Here is a 20,314-nt window from a genome sequence, read left to right as displayed (position 1 = left end):
CTCTGATTCATTATAGAATCACCCCATGCGTCGAACGTTCCGTCCTGATTATGTCTCATTTGCCGGTACATACCAGTGCAACTTGTCGTGTCCGCATTGTTGCGTGCCCATTGAATGGACGGACCAGCTGCCCATACCGACTGCCATCCGTTTCCTTGAAGATGCCCATGAGTATGGCATCAAGCGTCTGGGTTTTACCGGAGGCGAGCCGTTTGTCTATCCCGAGTTCGTCATTTCGGTCAGCCGACGAGCTGCACAACTTGGTTTCCGGTTTGACAAGATCATGTCCAATGGAGTCTGGTTTCAAGACGAACCACACCTGCAAAAAGTTCTGACTGATCTGCGTGCTGCAGGGTTCACCGGCAAGCTGGGCATGACCGTCGACAAGTTTCATGGCATTGAAATCGACAAGTTGGCACTCTTCTGCCTGACTGCACGGAGAGTATTCAATAAGGACAACATCCTTTCTCTCTCGTATGCGAGCCGTGCTCCAGATCAAGGACTGGAATTGATCGAACGATTAGCGAAGGCGCTCGGCGGTGTGCTGGAATATTCTCAAATGCTGCATCGCTACATGGTGGTAAGTGATGAACTGACGATGACCTTGAACTGGAACCACCTGGCGCCTGTCGAGCGTGCAGAGAAGTTTGCTGGCGGCTGGGATGGCACATGGTTCAAGGAAGATTACTGCGAAGGGCCAGGGCAGGCATTGATTGTTACACCTAAAGGCGAAGTGAAGCCGTGCTGTGGCTTCGCTTCTGATCTGGATCAACTGACCATCGGCAACATTCATACTGATTCGGTGGCGGATATCATCCTGCAGGCACGCAAGCACCCTTATGTTGGCAAAGTCTTCCGCGATGGATTAACTTCGGTGGTGGAAGATATTCTGGAGCGCGATCCATCGGCCCTGCCCGGGCAATCCTCCAATCAATGTTATGTCTGCTGGTATGTCCTCACCCGTGGATTGGTGGAGAACATGCCCGGCGGTGGTGGGCAGGTGGGGAAATGGATGGGGCAACGGCCTAACTATTCGGGAGAGTTGATACAGCTTTCGCTGAAACGATCTGCTCCTTCATTCAAAAAGTAAGTACCTGTACTTGCAGCTTCATATCATAGCCCCACCCTGTTTCTGTTCACTCTGATCGCCTATGCTTCACCTGGTTCATGTTCTTACATCGCTGGAGTATGGGGGCATCGAGAGTTTTGCCTTGCGTCTGCTGAAGCGATTGCCTCGTGATCAATTCCGCTCCTCCATCATGATTACAACGCCTGAGCAGGGGAAGCGATACGATGATTTTGTTGCTGAAGTCAACCTGCCTGCGTTTCATTGTTATTATCAGCATCGGAGGCGAGTACGATTCATTCGTGCACTGTCGCGACAACTGAAAGGCATTCGGCCTGACATCGTTCTTTCCTACGCCTATGGCACGCATGCCATGGTGGCGATTGCATCCTGGCTCGCGGGTATTCCACGCAATTATGTTCGCGTAGCGGGTGAGCCTGTCAGGCATTTGAAAAAATCGAAGCTGATGACGAAGCTGGGGCGTCCATTCTGTCACGGTGAAATTGCTGTTTCGAAAGCAACCGCCCGGCAACTGGTCGAAAACATTGGCCTGCCTGCAAACCGTGTCTTCACTATTGAAAATGGTTGCGAAGTGGAGGAGATTCAATCGCGTGCCAATCGTTCAGTCCATATTCCTTCTGATACACTTCGACTGATCATGGTCAGTCGCATGGATGATGCCAAGGATCATGAAACTTTGCTTCAGGCAGTGGCGAAGCTCAGTGCACAGGGAAAGAAAGTGCAACTGCAACTGGCAGGCGAAGGCCCATCGCGACCGAGCCATGAAGCGCTCGCCAGGCAACTGGGCATTGTCGATCAAGTGCAATTCCTCGGCAATTGCCAGAATGTGCCAGAGTTATTGGGGCAAGCAGACTTTCTGGTTCACAGCACCCGAACCGAGGGCATGCCCAATGTGCTGCTTGAAGCGATGGCTGCCGAGATTCCGATCATTGCTTCGGATATTGAACCGTGCAGGGAATTGATTCAGGATGGCGTTTGTGGCAAGCTGTTTGTAAAAGGAGAAGTGGATTCGCTCATTCAAGCTATTGTTGATTTGCAATCGGCCCCAAGGTTGCAGAAGCAACTCACCTCTGCAGCAGCGCAGCGAGTCAGGGAACAGTACCATGTAGATCGCATGGCACAGCGGTACATTCACCTCTTCCAGCACGGCACACCGGATTAAGGCATGTGTGGCATCTACGGGTTTTGGCAATCGCCTCGGCTTCCTGATGAAGCTGCACAGGCTGTATTGCAGAACATGGGGGATAGACTTCGCCATCGCGGGCCCGATGACTACGGTGCAAAGATATTGGAGTCTCACGGTTTAGCCCTGGGACATCGGCGGCTGTCGATCATCGACCTTTCGCCCGCTGGCAGGCAGCCGATGTCAACGCCGGATGGTCGTTTGGTCATTACCTTCAATGGGGAAATTTACAACTACCGCACCCTGCGACAGGAATTGCAATCACTCGGACATTCTTTCCGCACACAAACCGATACCGAAGTCATTCTGGTTGGGTACCAGCAATGGGGCGATGAGGTCTTTTCAAAACTGGCAGGCATGTTTGCCTTGGCATTGTGGGATGCTTCAAATCACACCTTGAAACTGGTGCGTGATCCGACCGGTGTGAAGCCGTTGCTTTATCGTTACTCGGAAACTCACTTCGCATTCGCTTCAGAAGTGAAAGGCTTTCTGCCTGTCCCAGGAATGAAACTCGAAATCAACCGGGTTTCGATGGCAACCTACCTGGAGTTTGGCTACCTCTACGACAACCTCAGTACACTGTTTACCGATGTGGAAAAAGTGCCGCCTGGCAGCATGGTGAACTGTACGTGGAAAGAGGGCAGCATCCATGTTTCCGGCCCGCAGGCTTATTGGAAGTATCCGCAAGCGGAAGCTGACAGGCCGCTTTCAGCATCTGAATTGGATGATCTCGTTGAACAGTTGCACACCACTTTGCAGGAAGTAGTTGCTACGCAACTACAGTCGGATGTACCGGTTGGCTTATTGTTATCGGGTGGTCTCGATTCGAGCATCCTGGCTGCATATGCAGTGCGGGCACTCAAGGAGCCACTGAAAACGGTGTGCATGGGCTTCGATCCGACGCCACTGGATGAGCGCCCCTATGCCCGGCAGGTGGCAGACTTCCTCAAGACCGATCACCGCGAGATGATCTTCCGGCCCGATGACATTCTGTCCGAGATTCAGACCAACATTCTCTATTACGATGACCTGTTCTGGGATACCGGGTTTCTGAGCAGCCTGGCTATCTATCGCAGTTGCAAGGCACAAGGCCTGACCGTGATGCTGGTGGGCGAAGGTTCCGATGAACTGTTTGGCGGGTACCAGAATTTCCAATCGGCAGTTCAGCATCGCTGGCTGCCTAACCAGTTGTTTCAATATCGTCAATACCGGCATCGCAGCGGCCAGCAGTGGGGCAACTCTTTCCAGCAGATGATGCGTTTGCAGAATCGACTGCTGTTTGAGAATCAAGGTGATCGCTTTCAGGCAGTGAGGCAGTTTGAGTTACGACATCAGATTCCCAACAATTTGAATATGAAGGTAGACCGGGCGAGCATGGCCAGCAGCGTGGAAGCTCGCGTTCCGTTCCAGGACCCACGGTTGCTCAACCTCGTCTGTCGCTGGCCCACCTCGGCATTGCTTGGCGATGGCATGAACAAACGCGTGCTTCGAATGCTGGCACAGAAGCACCAATTGCTGCCTGCGGAAATTTACCAGCGACAGAAGTTCGGCATGATGCTGCCGGGGCAATGGATGGAACAGGCGAGTGAGTTCAAGAACCTGGCACGCGATGCCATGCTGCAACCAGGCGGGCTGGCGGATCACTTTGGATTACGGAGACCAATGGAACGGTTTTTCGAGGGGAAGGACGACGCATCGTGGAGGCATGTACGCAAACATCTGGCATATAACACCGTCGCCTGGCGACTGGCGATATTAGCTCTCTGGTGTGATGCGTGGAAACGGGAAGGGGTGGGGTGGTAATCAGACGTTTTGTGGGTCGAGCGATAGAATTCAGAATGCAACGGCGATTTCGCTATTATAAATTCGACTTACTCTTCCAAGTTGCTTCGATCATGAGTTGCGTGTGGCTGGCTGTCTACTTGAGGCCAGCGCTCCCACCAATGGTCCTCAACGGCCACGTCGCTAGGACCATGGTATTTCCAATGAACCGCTTCTTCAACTGACAGTTTACGAAGACCGCAATGCCGAATGCTACAGTTGGAAGGCGTTCCATCAACCAACGAAATGCCATACACACCGTCCACATCATCAAGCGAATTGGCGTCAACGCAAAGGCACGGGTGGTAGCGACAATCTTCATATAGGTCGCCAGGGATTATTTCGCCAGGTTGATTGACCAGTTGTGCCATGAGGCCTCGAGTACATCGCCACTGAACATGAATTCAGCAGTCTCTTCACTGCACTTCACGATTACCAGATTCGCTAAATTGCACATCACAGTCAAATCAAAAACAGCGATTGCAAGCGTTGGTGGGGCGAGCTTGGTTTTGTAAGCGTTACATCGCAAGCTACTAAGCGCTCGACCTGCCCTACCTTGCTACCATGTATTTTTAATATTTGATGGTGGCAATCCAGTAGCCTTATCGATCTTGAGATGAAATGGCAGAATACTGTATACACGATATCCGCTGCCGTTTATGTAGTAGATATTTCCTTGCATGGGATGCTGGGGACCTGCGATGGCCCACCAAGTGTCAATCAAAGTGCCTTCAATTATATGGAGTGACACATATCCAGAAGTGTTTATTTCGTCAGACGATATGTACATATCTGCCGTTAGAGTTTCAAGATCTGCATACTTGCCATTCAATTTATAGTAAGCATTTTCCGCTAAGACGATCTTGTTAAGCAAATCTATCCGTCGCGAGTTATAGTTGTTGAAAACCACGACTACAAGTATGGAGACAAATACTAATGACAATACGGCAGCACCGATTGCACGAAGGATAATAGTAATCTGTCTTCTTGTCATGGTGGTTACTCGTCAACTTATCGCCCTAGCAAAGCGATTGCAACCACTGGTGGGGCGAGCTTGGTTTCGTGTGGATCTCTTCGCAGAATACTTAGCGCTCGACCCACCCTGCCTGATCAAAACGTAATATCCTCAAACTCTGCCTGGCAGGCTGAACTGTATGATACCCGCATCGTTCTTGATCTCGGATAAAACTGCAGGCAGGCTGTGGTGTACCAGTAATTGCTGTGCACACAGATGGTGGTGTCCGTGGGCGAATGCTGTTCGCCATGATCGGACATGATGGCATGAAGAGATTCGCCATCGTGGGCGGTGGGCTTGGACAGCAACTGTTCCAGCCGTTGATCGCGGAGTTGTGCGGAAAGGTGCAACTGTTTGCCTCGCAGTGGAGTGGGAGCCAGGTTGGTGAAGACAGCCTGCTCCGGCGACTGCACCTGCTTCATGATCGAGCCGTAAAAGTGATTGGTGTGGAACAGGTAATCGCAACCATCGGCTGGTCGCTTCAGAAAACTCTGCGTGCTGGATAATTCGAGCGCTGCGATGTCGCCACTAGCATCAGCGAGCATGAGGATGCCACCACCCCAGCGTGGCTGGGCGGCAATCCATTGTGCTGCATCGCTGACCGTGCTGCAATGCTGCAGAGCTTCCGAAATCAACATGGAGATGGGCACCGCTGATCCGCCGGGAATATCAATGGTGTAAGCGTAGTTGTAGGTGATGCACAAGCCATTTTCATTCATACCATCCACTGCACCGGCCAGCGGAGCTGTGGTGAACTCCAGCGAACGGAGTTTCCCATCTGGACGTGAATCGCGGATGACATAATAGGGTTGAACGAGTGGCAGGTAATCGAAGTTGCGAACGAGGATCGGCTCTTGCTGAACGGATCGCTTTCCTCGCACGGCAACGGCGGAACAGGCGCTGGGACATACAGTGCAACCACCCACGGATGACAACACCGGTTCTAAAGCGTTGAACAGATAGATGGAACGCAATGGAAGTTCGGCGCCTGCAGCTATTCCATCCAATCGCCTGGTCTGTGATGGCAACGTATTCAGCAAGCACGGTTCAAGAAAACGGCGAGCCTTGTTGGCTGCAACCCAGCAATAGGCTTCATAAGGCAGCCACCAGGGCTGTTGCAATCGAAATGCTTCAAGCTGGCTCAGTGCATTCCATGCGTGATGTATTTTGTTACGGAGCGCCAGCCCCTGAGAAAGCCCGGCATCAAAGGGCTGACCTGCAGCAATCACTTCCACTTTTTTGCATTGAGTTGTCATAAACGCCAAATAGCATGAGGCACTAGCCCCATGCTACTACGCGGCGATTCGCATTGCAACTATTGGCACTATGGGAAGATGCCTGCAGCTCCAACTGCCACTCCGGCCTGGGCTGCCACGCCGCGCCAACTGAATGGCGTGGTGAGGAAGCGAAGCGGTTCAGGGTCGCCTGGCAGGGCGTACCCGGCATTGGCTTCACAATGCCACGGTGGGTTAGATGCGAATTTGTAAGGGAAGAGCAGCACATCGCCATAGAACTGGGCAGTGCTGATCACAGGTTGAAATACGCCGCATTCCCAGCCATAGCGTTCCACGTTGATCTGCTGGAAGTAGAGAGGCTGATAAACGACATATGAGGCCTGAACCATAGCCTTCATCTCTTCAAATTTGCGTGTTTCCAACTTGGTCATGATGCGGATCGCATCTTCGTCGGGGTAATCAAGATCGGTGCGGTTCATGGCCTTGCGTAACTGCTTCAGACGTTCCAGCTTGGCTGCTTCGCTATCCATGCGGTAAAGCTGGTCACGCGTCGGAGGCGTAAATTGTCCTTCTTCCATTTCCAGCTGAACGGCACGTTCTTCCTGAGGCGTCAGCGGCTTGATTTGCGGAGGAGTATCCTGCTTTAACACTGCAGGCAATGGCTTGGGCGGCTGAACGGGTTCCTGGGCCAGCACTGTTTGGCTGCATACCAGCAACAGGCTAGTGGCTACGCTCAGAAGCGTAAGCTGGCGACTGGCTGTAGTTTGGCGATTCGCTCGTAATGTAAATATCATGTGGATGTCCCTCCTGGACGGAAGCAGGACTGATTGAAATGAACCTTGCTTTGGTGCGAAGATCTTCAATGGTCCTGGTCCCACAATACCCCATGCCTGCCCGCAAGCCACCTACCAGTTGGAAGACAAAGGGAGCCAGTGGGCCTTTGAACGGCACCCTGCCCTCGACTCCTTCCGGCACCAGCTTGCTGACCTGGCCATCTCTGGCATCCTGTCGGTAGCGATCACTGCTACCAGCCTGCATGGCTCCAATGGAACCCATGCCGCGATACGCTTTGAATGTTCGGCCCTGGTACAGAATCGTCTGTCCCGGACTTTCCGCTAACCCCGCAAACAGGCCACCTACCATCACGCAGTTTGCACCTGCTGCAATGGCCTTGGTAATGTCGCCCGAATAGCGTATTCCCCCATCGGAGATCAAGGGCACTTCGTATTCATTCACACCTTTGGCGGAATGGGCAATTGCCGTAATCTGGGGAACTCCCACGCCGGAAATCACTCGTGTCGTACAGATACTACCTGGCCCGATGCCTACTTTAATGGCATCTGCACCAGCCTGGGCCAATGCCCTGGCGCCTTCTGCCGTAGCCACGTTTCCTGCTATGACATCAACCGTGAACCGTTTTTTCAGTTCAGCAACGGTTTCAATGACATTGGACGAATGACCATGTGCTGAATCGACTACTAGTACATCAACGCCTGCTTTAATGAGCGAGGAAGCGCGCTCGTAATCACGCACCCCAATAGCTGCACCTACCCGTAAACGCCCGCGCTTATCCTTGCAGGCATTAGGGTAATTCTGCATTTTGTCGATGTCCTTGATCGTTATCAGCCCCTTCAAATGGTAATATCGGTCTACTAGGAGAAGTTTCTCTACCTTATTATTGGTGAGTATCTTCTCTGCCTCCTCCAGTGTCGTTTCCTCCTGGGCAGTAACGAGGTTGTCTTTCGTCATCACCTCATGCAGTTTCTGCTCATTATCTGTCAAAAAACGAAGATCACGCCGGGTGAGAATGCCTTTGAGCACCGGTCCTACCGTGATAGGTACTCCGCTGATCTTGTACTGTTCCATCACGCGACGGGCCATGCCGACCGTGGCATCGGGGCTTAAGGTTACCGGATCGGTGATGACACCGTTTTCAGAGCGTTTCACCTTATCCACTTCGCGGGTCTGCTGATCTACGGTCAAGTTCTTGTGAATGACACCTAGACCACCTTCCTGAGCCAAAGCAATCGCGAGGTCACTTTCTGTGACCGTATCCATAGGTGAGGAGATGATGGGAATGTTGAGGCGGATGTTGCGCGTCAGATTGGTTCTGACATCAGCATCGCGGGGCAGGACTTCACTGTAACCTGGTTCAAGCAAGACATCGTCAAAAGTAATACCCTGGTAAGCAATACGATCAAGCATGTAGCACACCCCGCGTAAGATAGGGGCATCTTAGATAGTTGGGGGTTGAAAACCAAGGGACGGTCTGGGTTCTTTTGGAGAGTGGAAATCTCGCCATGGTTGTCAATCTGCATAACCACCATCAGCAGTCCACCGTGCAACGGATCAAGTGTTTTGTGGAACTGGACAACTGGCTGGTGTAGCGGTTCGAACTCTATTCCACGGCATGCGAGCCAGCATCAATCCCATGCCACAGGTATCTGTGATTCCAGCAAAGACCAGCCCTGCCCCCACAAATGCTGCAAGGCCCAGGAAATAGGGATGCACAAACCAGCCCAGCAAGACCGATGCGAACACCAGGCTGCCTGCAGCGATACGGACCTGCCTTTCAAGTGAGATGACCTGCCTTCCTCGCACGACGGGTAGGCCCGCTGCAATCCACGCTGCAGTGCCACCTTCAACATTGATAACCGAGGTGCCACCCGCAGCCTGTAATGCCTCGCAAGCCTTGCGGCCACGCGTTCCGGACTGGCAGATGACGTACAGTGGCTGATCAGCACGTGGCCTGACCTTCAGATACTCTGCTGCGTTCAGATCGTTGAGCGGCAGGTTTTTGGCAAATTCGCTATGTACTGCATTAAACTCTGCTGGGGTTCTGACATCCAGCAGTTCGATGTTTTCACCAGCCTGTATCTTTGCAGCCAGTTCCGATGGATGGATGGTTACCATGATCACACTCCCCTGGTTTATGAGGCAAATCGTTCACGAATACAGTTCATGATTTTTTTAAGGCAGGGATCGGCGATGCGATAGCAGACATGGCGGCCATCGCGATCGGGCAGCAAAAGCCCGCAGCGCTGCATCAGTCGCAGGTGACCTGAGGCGATGCTGCTGGTTATCTCACAGGCATCAGCCAACTCGCCGACCGTGTAGCGTTTCTGCAGCAACATTTCCACAATGCGCAGGCGATGCGGATGAGCCAGTATCTTCAGACATTCCGCTGCCTCTGTCAGTGCTTCAAGTTCCAGCATTGCTTCCTTCTGCATTCAGCACCTCTATCAGTCAATATATCGTGATATTTCGATATATCAATACATAAATTCCCGCTGATCCATGGAAGCCCGTTTTTTGACCATGATTTTCAGCGAATCGGAGTGAGCGCTTCAGATATAGCCTTCTGCATGTCTTCATCATCAGTCGAATTCTGCAAGACAATAAGTGGTTCGCGTGCGATCCTTGCATCAGGCCCATACTGCCCCAGCGCCTTTACCGCTGCATTGGATGCTGACCAGCCATCGTAGCCGAAATCATCCTGCAGACGCTGGATAATGAGTGGCACGAACATTTCCGGCTCAAGTCGCAATTGCCCTGCCGAGGCAATCGCATTGGCACGAACAAACCAGTGTTCGCTGCCTATGGCATGCCGAAGGATGGCAGAGATCTCAGCGTTCTTTTCTCCCAGATAGCCAAGTGCCATGATAGCACAGCTGATGGTATCAGGCGAAGCAGATGGCGTAAGAGTTATACGAATCACATCATCGGTCAACGGGTTTGCCAATGGGCCTAACTCGACGAGTACATGGCAGAGTGCCTGTTGTTCCTTTTCTTTGCCAGCCTGTAATGCCGTTCTAATGGCCTCCAGGCGATCAGGCTTTTCTCTCACCGTAGCGGCAACGGCATTACCCAGATGAAACGGGCTTTCCCACATACCCTGACAGGCAAATGCCTTGCGAATGACGGGCCACGATGCCCAGCAATTTACCCCCATGCGTTCAAAAAGCTTCGTGGCTACTCCCATGATTTCAGTATCTTTCTCCAGCAGCATTTTCTCCATGATCGGACGTATCGGCTCGAGATCACCCTCCAGGTGCTCTGCGAGTGAATAAACGAGCAGGTGGTATTCAAACTCATCATTATCAAAACTTAACTGAGGCAACTGTTCTGACAGCTGTTTTAAGTAATGGTGACGGGATCTCTGATAAGCTTCGAGCAACTCGGCAAAACGATCTGCTGGCACCAGCAATGCCACTACGCCTGGTTGATTGATCGTTACCATGAATTCGAACACGGGTCCGTGCACCTTCGTCCACCCTTTCAGGGCGGCATTGCGTTCCCGTTCTGTTCGAGCCTGCAGTAGTTGATCTAATGGTGACATGGTGTTTTCGCGCGAATGCGGATAGCTTAATCCATATTCAGACGAGAATCTACTATATCGGGTTCATCTTCATTTGATTTGCATCAAGCAGTTTCTGACTAAACGACTCACAATAAGAACCCCCTCAACCCAACTCCTCTCCCACCAGGGGAGAGGGGAGAAAACTACATTCCTTCGGCTTCGGCCCAGAGTTCACTCCACTTGTTCTCGGCTTCTTCCAATTGAGAAGTGATCTCATTCAGTTCGGCTTCCAGCTTGACGAGTTCGTCGGCATCCTGGGTCGTGTTCATTTGTTGTGTAAGCGTTTTCTTCTGTTCATCGAATTGTGCAATCTGCCTTTCAATGGTTTTCATTTCCTTGCGGACCATCTTTTCCGTCCGTGGACCAGCACTTGTTTCAACGACTGCGTGACGCACCTCGCGTGGCAGTAGTGCCCTGGTGCTCGCTAACTCTCGCTCTCCATCTTCAATTTCCTGGTTCACCCGATCGAGGTAGTTCTGATACCGGCCACTGTGATTGACCACACGGCCATCACGCACTTCGATGACACTGGTAGCCACCTTGGTCATGAAGTGGCGGTCGTGGCTGGTGAAGATGACCGTACCTTCATACTCAACCAGCGCGTCGCCCAGCGCTTCGATGGTATCGACATCAAGATGATTACCCGGTTCATCCAGAATCAACACATTGTGTTTGCTGAGCAGAAGACCCGCCAGGCAAAGCCTGGCACGTTCACCACCCGAAAGTACCGCGATACGCTTGTTGACCGCCCCGCCCTTGAAGAGCAAAGCACCGGCAAGGCCGAGAATTTCCTGATCCTTTTTGCCCGGTGCTGCCTGTGAATGCAGATATTCGAGCACCGTTCGGTCTTCAGGCAGACTGGTGTAGACATGCTGGGCGTAAGTGCCGATGTTGCAGCCATGCCCCCACTTTACTTCGCCTGACAGTGGTGGCAGAGAATCGACCAGCGTGCGGAGAAATGTTGTCTTTCCCTGACCGTTATCACCCACGATGGCGGCACGCGAACCATGCTCGATTTCGAGTTCGATGCCCTCAGCAATCGTGCGATCCGGATAACCCATGCTGAGATGGATGCAGCGCAGGGCGTTGCCTTTGCGAGGTTCAACTTTCGGCGGACGGATGTTCGCGGTCGATTCATTGCCGTCAATCTCGTTCAATTCGAGCCGTTCAAGCTGTTTGCTTTTGGAGCGAGCCAATGTCGCGGTAGCAGCCCGTGCCTTGTTCTTGGCAATGAACTCCTCCAGGTGCCTGCGTTTCGACATGATCGTTTCGTTGGCACGCATGTCCCGTTCCCGCTGCTCTTTCACGAACTCGAGGTAGGCATCCACTTTGCCGGGAAATAGTGTCAGTTTGCCCCTGCTCAAGTCGAGCGTGTGGGTGCACGTGGCATTCAGGAACGCCCGATCGTGCGAGACAATGAGGCAGGCCGAGCGGTGATTCTTGAGGAAGTGTTCGAGCAGAATCTGCGTGCGGATATCAAGAAAGTTGGTCGGTTCATCAAGTAGCAGCAGATTCGGCTCATGCAGCAATAGTGCAGCAAGCTTGACACGAGTCTGCCAGCCACCCGAGAGCTTGGCAATGGGACCTCTGAGGTAGCTGCCTTTCAATTCAAACTCGCCAGCGACTTCGCCACATTTCCAGTCAGGCTGCTCGCTGTCACGCATCAGAAAGTCGAGCGCTGATTCGCCAGGCAGGAACGGATCGTGTTGCCGGAGGTAGCCCAGCTTCAGGTTCGAAGAGCGGATGATATCGCCACGGTCCAGTTCCTCTTCGCCCAGGATGCATTTGAGCAGTGTGCTCTTGCCCGCCCCATTGCGGCCGATGAACCCGATTTTGACATTGTCATGAAAGGTCGCCTCAGCACCATCCAGCAATATCTGGTCGCCATAACTCTTGGAAGCTTGTGTGATTTGCAGCAGAACGCCCATACGAATAAGAACCTTGAAGAAACAAGCATTCTATGGATTGGTGACGAGGCTGCCTTGGCGTGGACTGATAGTAATCGGAATCTACATTCACCCAGGTTTCAAGTTCGCCAACGCAGCGTGGTGTGAGGCACGGGATTGACGAAGGGTCTGCCTTCGGTTCTGGACTGGATCAGTTCTTTCTTCAAAGCGTAGTACCACCGAGCCGGCTTGTCGGCATCGTTGATCAGGATCAGAGCCGGGTCTTCATTCAGACCAGTCGCCTGCTGACCAACTACTTTGCGATCCTGCTCGATAAAGGTTCTGACAAAATGTCGCATGAACGGCTTGATGACGCCGAGCCAGGGGAACGTCCAGTAGAAAACCTGATGGAGTTCTGCCTGATCTGCCGTAAGCGGGGTTAGTGATGTCAGCCCGACAATGCTGTGCTTGCCGACGCTAATGTGTTCGATACGGCTGCCGGGAAGTTCAAAGCGGATCTCGGTAAAGACCTCCGCGCCGAGCAGTTGATACACTTTGGAGTTTGAAGAAGGACGATGGCGAACCATCGTGAAGCCCAGGTTCGAGGGCGCGAACTCCTTGGACTTTTCATGCATCGTTTTGGCAGTACGCCACCACCACGATTGATGAACAAAAGGCCCGTGGGCAGGATCCATCAACCCGATGACAGCTTGATCTATCGAGCAATTGAAAACACTGTGCTCCACCATGCGATAATGACTGGCATCAACTTGTGGGCAGAGTGGTATTTCCGGCAAAGCTTCAGGTAGTTTATTTTTCTCCTGGGGAATATAGACCCAGATGTTGCCCTGAACCTCCCTGCAGGGGAAGTTGCCTGTGTGAACTCGGTCAAGCTCAAACTTCTGCGTACTCAGCAGCGAAGGGATATGAGTACAGGTGCCTGAGCAATCGAACTTCCAGCCATGATAACAGCACTCGATCTCTTTGCCGTCGAACTTGCCGTGTGACAGTGGTATGCCACGGTGCGGACAGATATCAACGAGAGCAAAGACCACGCCATCAGAATCACGCCCCAGCAGAACCGACTTGCCCAGCAACATTTTCCGCAAGGTGCGACCTCGCTTCAATTGCCTGCCTGGAATTGCCAGATACCAGCAATCGTAGAGAGCCTCCGTGACAGGCTGCATGAATTCTTTCGAGGACACAAAAAACTAAACGCGTCGCCATGCTGGCAGACTTCAACTGATTGAATGGTTGAATCTTACGGTGCAGGACAGAGCATTTTTGAATGGGTGTGATTGCCAGTTACACCGTTGATGTTCTATCATAGGAAGCTTTTCCAAAGATTCTTCATTATCTCTGGCAAAGCTTTGTTCACAGCAGTAACTCATTTGCCAATTCAACGCCTGTGCAATTACTCATACATCGATTCTTGCCAGAACTATTCACGATTCTGCTGTAGAGGCAGTTCACCGAGATTAGGTGCGGAAATGATGAGCTGATGTTCGGATGTGAGCGACAATAATTGAAATGTGTAGCTGAGTGGGAAGTACGACAAGTCAACCATGGTAAACCGGAAAATGGCAAACCATGGAGCATTGTTTAACAACAAAGGTAACGGGAATGCCGTTACCTTTGAAGCTATTACTATTTTCAATGGGAATACCCAGCTCGATACGATTAATAACGACGGTTGCCACCACCGAAGCTACCACGGCTGCCACCACCGGAATTGGTCTTGGGGCGAGCTTCATTCACCGTCAACTGACGGCCACCGCTGGATTGGCCATTGAGTGCTGAAATAGCAGCATCAGCGTGCTGGCTTTCACCCATTTCAACAAAACCAAAACCCTTGGAGCGACCAGTGTCGCGGTCCATAATTACTTGTGCTGACGAAACGCTACCATGCTGTTCAAACATGTCACGCAGATCGGCATCGGTGGTCTCATACGAGAGGTTACCGACATACAACTTCTTACTCATTGTCTCTACTCCAAACCTGGTCATTCAGCGTTTCACGGTGAATTGCTTCAGACCAGGTAAACTCCTGCAGAACGATTTCTACAGGTGATTCAAAAGGCAGCAGGCTCCGCTTCCGACACCGGAAGCATGGCGAGGAGTTACTGCCACAAATAGCAGGTTCTTGGTAAAACGATTTGACTGGAGACTGACCCTCGAAGACACGATGGAATTCCATCGTACTTCGAATGAATGAAACGCACGGACTAGTCGTGTACAGGCTGGAATTGCCAGAATGAAGATGAGCCAGATAAAGGGCACGACAAGAGTGAGATAAACTGACAGGATCAGAAGCGAAGCCAATCAAAACGAGAGGTGATAGCTATCTGTACAAACTGCTGCACAAAGAACGTCACTGAAGGAAATATATACTCACATCGTCATTTGTCTAGTGCATATGTGAACAATGTTTCAGATGTGGAGAAATATTTTAATTCTCGCGAGAGAACTTGAGGTCAGCGCAGTTACAGACTCCCGCTATTTCTTCACCTCAGCTGGTCTGTACTCCTTGAAGAGCTTGATCATTTTGTCATGGATTCCCAGCTTCTTCAAATCGGGTGCTTTGCGCTTTGGTTCACCAGGGGCATCGGCACGCAGGCCGGGGTAGGACATGGCAAGCTTGGCCGGGGCATTGGGGATGAACGCCAGGTTGATCTGCCTCAGCACTTTCCACATCTCCTCCTCGGTTGCGTTAGTTGGGAAGCTCTTGAAGTAAATGTTGATGTACCAGCCATCGAACTTAGGATCGATCACATCCCATCCACCCTCCTTGGACTTTTCCATCTTGAAGCAGTTCTTGCCGAAGTAGTCGACGACGGCCTGGATTCGGGAATCGGGTTTGTCGTCGGCCTGGATGCTATTGAAGAAAAGAAACGTGAATGCGAGGGTGAGGAGGATTGGTTGAGATGACATGGGTTTTCTCCTGAGAGGCATCTGTTATTATGACGGTTGAGTGGGAGTGTGGATTGTCTGCAAAGGGTACACCTTCGAATTTCATTTTGGAGAGAACCACCATGGCCAAGCCAGCTAAGAATACGATATGTCTCTGGTATGATCGGGATGCAGAGGAGGCAGCGAGGTTTTATGCCAAGACTTTTCCAAACTCTGAGGTGAAGGCTGTCCACAAGGCGCCGGGGGATTACCCTTCTGGAAAGAAAGGCGATGTACTTACCGTCGAGTTCACCGTGCTCGGCATACCCTGCCTGGGGCTCAACGGCGGACCGGCATTCAAGCAGAGCGAAGCGTTCTCGTTCCAAGTGGCCACCGAAGACCAGGCCGAGACCGACCGCTACTGGAACGCCATCGTGGGCAACGGCGGCAAGGAAAGCCAGTGCGGCTGGTGCAAAGACAAATGGGGCATCAATTGGCAGATCACACCAGTGGCTTTGACACAAGCGATCATCGACCCCGATCCTGCCGTAGCCAAGCGAGCATTCGAAGCGATGATGATGATGCAGAAGATTGATATTGCAGTGATTGAGAAGGCGATGAGGGGGTGAGCATATGTTTGGCAGGGTTGTGTTGTAATCAACTTAACCCTGATGCTGAGACGTAATGTAGTTGCAATTCCACAGGGTCGATTGGAGTACCAAACGACCCTGCCACAGCTTCGGTTGTTTTGATAATCCGGGCATTCGGCTGGGGCACCAGGCAGCCAGCTACCACCCGGTCGCCCCCATTCGGGGGCTGACTCAATCAAGCTCATCGCCGGCATCTGGTGGTACATCGGGAACTTTGCTCAAGGCCGCCCGAAAAGCTTCACGGCTGCCACGCTTGGCTCTTTCTTGAGTGTGAGCGGTTCCGATCTCGTCGAGTTTCTCGATGAGCGCCCGGTGAAGGAGTTGTGTGAGAGGTTCGTTGAGGCTGGCTGCTAGTCTTTCGGCGTAGAGGTAGTGGGAGTCGGCGATTTCGAGGGTGAGGGTTTTCATGGGGATTGGAGTGCGAGCGGTGAAGTGAGGTTCGGGGATGATCGCACACTTAGCACGGAAGAGATGAGTACATCACTTCCGTGGCATGGCAATCTCATGAATCTTCAGGGCACCATGCAAATAGTGTTTGATCTTGATAGAGTAAGAAAACTTGTCTAGCCTTATGGAGGTTGCTGGTCCTTCTTTAGGGAGATTGCGATGGACCTCGACTCTACCGGTTGGCCTGAACTGCCAAGAGTAGGCTCCCTAATAAAATTTCATGGCGGCGGAGTGTTGCTCCAATGCTTGGGTAAATGTGAGGTCATTCGAGCAGATCATGTCACAAACGCAGTAGGCAAACCTGGCGGTAGAATTACTTTACAAATGGAGAATGGGGAAGTGTTTGACGTTACGTTGAGCCAAGTTCGCGAGCATGCTGAGTTAATTGAAGATGGGCTAGAGAAAATCCACCTCCAAGCTGCAATTCAAGTCGCTGCCAAGTACGGTTGAGCAGGCTTTCCCAACTTGCGGTGTGACGAAGCAAGATCATCAGGAGTTGTGGAGAATCCTGGTTCAGCTTTTGATTGATGATTGATCCGGGCCTGGGCATGTAGAATAGAAGTACAATCAAACAATGGTGGATAGTATGGCATCGACCATCGATCAAGTTATTCAACAAATACGATTCGGATTAGAGCAGATTAGTGCCCGGAATGGACATCATGAATTTGAGGAAATGTGTCGTCACTTTGCTCGTGCGAGAATCTGCAGTAACATCTTGCCAGCAACAGGTCCCGTTTCAGCAGGTGGCGATCAGGGACGTGATTTTGAAACTTATCGTTCGTACTTAGCCACTACTTCACTATCTAGATCGGCTTTTCTAGGTTTGGTCTCCGATAAGCCTATTGCATTTGCATGTACGATTCAGAAGGAGAGCATCGAGTCTAAGGTCAAAGCTGACATAGAAACAATTTTGGCACAAGGCACACATGTGCAAGCCATCCATTACTTCCTTTCGACCGACCTTGCAGTATCAAAAAGACATGCATTACAGGAATGGGCAAAAACAACGCACAGTGTTGAACTGGAAGTCCATGATGGCAAAGCGATGTCGGAGGAACTCTCCGCAAAAGATACTTTTCACATTGCAAGCAGGTATTTGCAGGTTCCGAGTGAGATTTATCCAAGAGATCTCTTTGACAAGGATGATTCATACGAATCAATGCTTGAAAAATGGAAGACCAAGTCAGCCGAGAAAGGTAGTTATGCAGATTTCTTCGAGATCAAAGGGCTTCTTAGGCACGCCACAAGTGAAGAATCAGTTCAGCAAGACATCCCTTTTTGGCTCAGGCATATGGAGGTCTTTGCTAGTGATAATAGCGCGAAACACTTGCAAAGACGGGCATCCTATGAAATTGCCGTAGCACAACTTCGTGGGCTGGGAACACTAATTGGACACGAGGGAAAAGTACTTGAGTATCTGCACCGTTCCTTCAAAGTCGAATCGGATATTGATGAGATTATCGATTACTGCATGCTATTAAGTTATAGCATTAGCGCAACAAAACATGGCCATGCTCAATTCACATTGTCAGAACTTCAAAGCTCATACGCAAGAACAATTTCATTGTTGGAGAAGGCGATTGAGCAGCGTGCTTTCCCATCAACAAAAGCAGAACTGCTGCGGTTACGTGGTCACCTAGCAATTCACAAGATCTCTGAGACCGGTATCGAAGCCGAATTTGATGAGCCCATCAAATGGTGGATGAAGCTAACCGAACTTCTCCCTGAAGCGCCACTTTTTCCCTTGGAAAACTTCGCTGACATTTTAACCGCCGTCTGTCACATACTTTCTGATCGTCCAAATTACTCTGAGCTTACTGCTAAAGTCGATGAGGCATTGTCAAAACGTGTTGGCGGATTTAGCGCGGCTGAAAAAAGTCGAGATCGTGCAATGGTTCACTACAAACATGGGAGACTGCGTGATGCAATTTCTGAAATTCATACGGCGAAAATTAATTGGTTTACTGAGGAAACCGCTGAGGGATTCTTCCTAGCTGCGATGGTGCTTTCAAAGTTTTATCAGGAGATTGGCCTGCACTATGCGGCGAAATACCACGCCCTTTTTGCTGCACAATTTGCACTAAGTCAGCAGCGTGCTCAGATACAACACAGGGCATGGACGGCAATTCTTGAAGCCGCACAATGTGACTATGCGGTGGGTGCCTGGGCTGGTTTCATTGAGCTTGCACACCTTTCCCTATTCTTTCATGGGAAGTTGGCGAAAAGCCCATTTGACAGCGACGTTCATCAAGAGTTTGATGGCCTTTACTACCATGCTTGTATGGTGGTGGTTCTCGCTAAGAAGCTGTCGCCGAAGATCGGGCAACACTTATATGATCAAATTGCGAAATGGAATTTAGGTGGATCTTTTGATGAACTAGTTAGGAAAGCAGAAAAAGAGTTTGAGGACATGGATGCTGATGCTGTTGTAGCATCTTGCAGGAAACAACTTAATGGGTTTCCGGCAAGCGACTTAGGATTTAAGAGAAGTTACACATGGGGTGCCCAAGGAATCACTTGGAAGGTAAGTTGGTTGAATACTTATGAGTCAACTACGCTAGCCGAACAGTTCATAGCATGTTTCCAGATTCTGCAAGCAGAAACGACAAAAGTTGACTTATGTCTCCCTAAAACATCGGTCATTCTTAACTTTTCAGTCGGTTCAAACTTAGAGCCTGTCGTAAAGCCAGAACTCAATGGCGAAATACAAGAGTGGACCGTGCAATGGCCATCACAAGTGGCCGAGAAACATTTAGATGAAGTTTTTCCGCATATGCTCGCAACCATAGTCCAACTGTTACTAAACATATCTTTTTTGCCGCACGATCGTGTCTCACAGTTACTGGAAGAGATTTTTAAAAGTGGCGTTCCAGGCAAAATGTTTGTTGGACAACCCTATGCTCAAGTCATCCGTAACTTTATTACAGCAGATCGATTCAATGAAACACGCAATGTGATTGATTCTTTACCTGAATCAAAGGATGAATTTCCAGTGAGCTGCCATGAATCGCTTCAACAACCATCGGGGCCAGGTCCTACGTATTCCAAAGAAGAGTCTCAGACCCAGATTCGAAACAGATATCAAAACATCATTGAAATGATTCCAGAGACCTTAAAAAAATTGGCAGGCGAGATACCATTCCAGGCGTTGGTGGAAGAATTAAGAAAACGTGGCTGGAAAGACTGGCACATTGCACACTCTATCTTTGGGGTGACAATGAATAATCGAATGCATCAAAGACTCGGAAAGCATGCAGATCCACGTGCAATGTTTGAATATATGCGGGATGTGATGAAGGGGACAATTAAGATTGACCAGCCTCCTTTGCCATACAGTATATTCACTATTGAGGAACTCGAGTTTGCACGTCGGACGAATCTGGGTTCAATTCTTATGACGTGGGGGCTGGCACCGCATCATCCTAGATTTACTCCAGAGGTGATTGAAGACATACTAGCTCGACGATATGGATACTGGTCAGATGATGTTGATCACGAAGACATATTCGAGAATGCAAAGTAGGGTAAAGCCAAAGAAATGGCATTCTCCCGCCCCTTCAGGGCTTGAATCTTATTCTAGCAAACAACCCAGGGCTAGCGAGCTTTTTGCGCCATGAGCCGAAAGGTATTGCGCGACAACAAGTTGGGCTCCATACTAGGCACCAGAAGTACCACCTTCGGAGCCGATTATGGAGCACCAACTCTGGAATGCTATTGTGACCACTCTTGCCGCACTCT

At 50.8% G+C, this 20,314-nt stretch carries 18 protein-coding genes; 6 read left to right on the top strand and 12 right to left on the bottom strand.

The window, feature by feature from the left end; genetic code table 11:
• The first annotated feature begins 25 nt into the window (after window positions 1-25).
• The 3 genes from JNJ77_17840 (at window position 26) to asnB (ending at window position 4,073) form a co-directional block, all read left to right on the top strand.
• On the top strand, window positions 26-1,090 hold the full coding sequence (locus JNJ77_17840) for a radical SAM protein (protein ID MBL8824454.1): 1,065 nt from the start codon (window positions 26-28) through the stop codon (window positions 1,088-1,090).
• A gap of 61 nt (window positions 1,091-1,151) precedes the next feature.
• On the top strand, window positions 1,152-2,249 hold the full coding sequence (locus JNJ77_17835) for a glycosyltransferase (protein ID MBL8824453.1): 1,098 nt from the start codon (window positions 1,152-1,154) through the stop codon (window positions 2,247-2,249).
• 3 nt (window positions 2,250-2,252) lie between these two features.
• Window positions 2,253-4,073, top strand: coding sequence for an asparagine synthase (glutamine-hydrolyzing) (gene asnB, locus JNJ77_17830; protein ID MBL8824452.1), 1,821 nt, complete (start codon window positions 2,253-2,255; stop codon window positions 4,071-4,073).
• A gap of 577 nt (window positions 4,074-4,650) precedes the next feature.
• Here asnB and JNJ77_17825 read toward each other — a convergent pair.
• The 11 genes from JNJ77_17825 to JNJ77_17775 form a co-directional block, all read right to left on the bottom strand.
• A complete protein-coding gene (locus JNJ77_17825; protein MBL8824451.1) occupies window positions 4,651-5,085 on the bottom strand; it encodes a hypothetical protein in 435 nt (144 codons plus the stop codon).
• 116 nt (window positions 5,086-5,201) lie between these two features.
• Window positions 5,202-6,362, bottom strand: a complete 1,161-nt coding sequence (locus JNJ77_17820) for a hypothetical protein (GenBank protein MBL8824450.1) — start codon at window positions 6,360-6,362, stop codon at window positions 5,202-5,204.
• A gap of 68 nt (window positions 6,363-6,430) precedes the next feature.
• Complete coding sequence (locus JNJ77_17815) at window positions 6,431-7,135, bottom strand: hypothetical protein (protein MBL8824449.1); 705 nt, start codon at window positions 7,133-7,135, stop codon at window positions 6,431-6,433.
• Window positions 7,062-8,546 carry an IMP dehydrogenase gene (guaB, locus tag JNJ77_17810; protein MBL8824448.1) on the bottom strand — a complete coding sequence of 495 codons (1,485 nt, stop codon included), beginning with the start codon at window positions 8,544-8,546 and terminating at the stop codon, window positions 7,062-7,064. Before guaB ends, JNJ77_17815 begins: the two co-directional genes overlap by 74 nt.
• 144 nt (window positions 8,547-8,690) lie before the next feature.
• The gene (locus JNJ77_17805) at window positions 8,691-9,254 is read right to left on the bottom strand and encodes a rhodanese-like domain-containing protein (GenBank protein ID MBL8824447.1); all 564 of its coding nucleotides are present in this window, start codon (window positions 9,252-9,254) and stop codon (window positions 8,691-8,693) included.
• Window positions 9,255-9,271: 17 nt separating this feature from the next.
• Window positions 9,272-9,571 (bottom strand): winged helix-turn-helix transcriptional regulator, encoded by a 300-nt coding sequence (locus JNJ77_17800; GenBank protein MBL8824446.1) that lies wholly within the window; start codon window positions 9,569-9,571, stop codon window positions 9,272-9,274.
• 95 nt (window positions 9,572-9,666) lie between these two features.
• Window positions 9,667-10,680: a HEAT repeat domain-containing protein gene (locus JNJ77_17795; GenBank protein ID MBL8824445.1), complete on the bottom strand. Its 1,014-nt coding sequence runs from the start codon at window positions 10,678-10,680 to the stop codon at window positions 9,667-9,669.
• Window positions 10,681-10,844: 164 nt separating this feature from the next.
• Window positions 10,845-12,629, bottom strand: coding sequence for an ABC-F family ATP-binding cassette domain-containing protein (locus tag JNJ77_17790; GenBank protein ID MBL8824444.1), 1,785 nt, complete (start codon window positions 12,627-12,629; stop codon window positions 10,845-10,847).
• A gap of 98 nt (window positions 12,630-12,727) precedes the next feature.
• Window positions 12,728-13,774: an aromatic ring-hydroxylating dioxygenase subunit alpha gene (locus JNJ77_17785; protein MBL8824443.1), complete on the bottom strand. Its 1,047-nt coding sequence runs from the start codon at window positions 13,772-13,774 to the stop codon at window positions 12,728-12,730.
• Window positions 13,775-14,267: 493 nt separating this feature from the next.
• Window positions 14,268-14,570 carry an RNA-binding protein gene (locus JNJ77_17780; GenBank protein ID MBL8824442.1) on the bottom strand — a complete coding sequence of 101 codons (303 nt, stop codon included), beginning with the start codon at window positions 14,568-14,570 and terminating at the stop codon, window positions 14,268-14,270.
• 513 nt (window positions 14,571-15,083) lie between these two features.
• Entirely contained in the window at window positions 15,084-15,518 is a 435-nt protein-coding gene (locus tag JNJ77_17775) for a hypothetical protein (protein MBL8824441.1), read from the bottom strand.
• Between the two features lie 101 nt (window positions 15,519-15,619).
• Between JNJ77_17775 and JNJ77_17770 the strand changes: the two genes are divergently transcribed.
• Complete coding sequence (locus JNJ77_17770) at window positions 15,620-16,105, top strand: VOC family protein (protein ID MBL8824440.1); 486 nt, start codon at window positions 15,620-15,622, stop codon at window positions 16,103-16,105.
• Window positions 16,106-16,297: 192 nt separating this feature from the next.
• Here the strand turns inward: JNJ77_17770 and JNJ77_17765 are convergent, their stop codons facing one another.
• Window positions 16,298-16,534, bottom strand: coding sequence for a toxin-antitoxin system HicB family antitoxin (locus tag JNJ77_17765; protein MBL8824439.1), 237 nt, complete (start codon window positions 16,532-16,534; stop codon window positions 16,298-16,300).
• 198 nt (window positions 16,535-16,732) lie between these two features.
• On the opposite strand from JNJ77_17765, the gene JNJ77_17760 reads away from it, so the two are divergent.
• Window positions 16,733-17,023, top strand: coding sequence for a hypothetical protein (locus tag JNJ77_17760; protein MBL8824438.1), 291 nt, complete (start codon window positions 16,733-16,735; stop codon window positions 17,021-17,023).
• Between the two features lie 136 nt (window positions 17,024-17,159).
• Entirely contained in the window at window positions 17,160-20,099 is a 2,940-nt protein-coding gene (locus JNJ77_17755; GenBank protein MBL8824437.1) for a hypothetical protein, read from the top strand.
• Window positions 20,100-20,314 lie beyond the last annotated feature (215 nt).

This window comes from Planctomycetia bacterium (assembly GCA_016795155.1).
In the GTDB taxonomy this organism is placed as follows: Bacteria; Planctomycetota; Planctomycetia; order Gemmatales; family HRBIN36; genus JAEUIE01.
The sequence above is the reverse complement of the archived record's forward strand: the minus strand, read 5'-3'. Positions and strand labels throughout refer to the sequence as shown.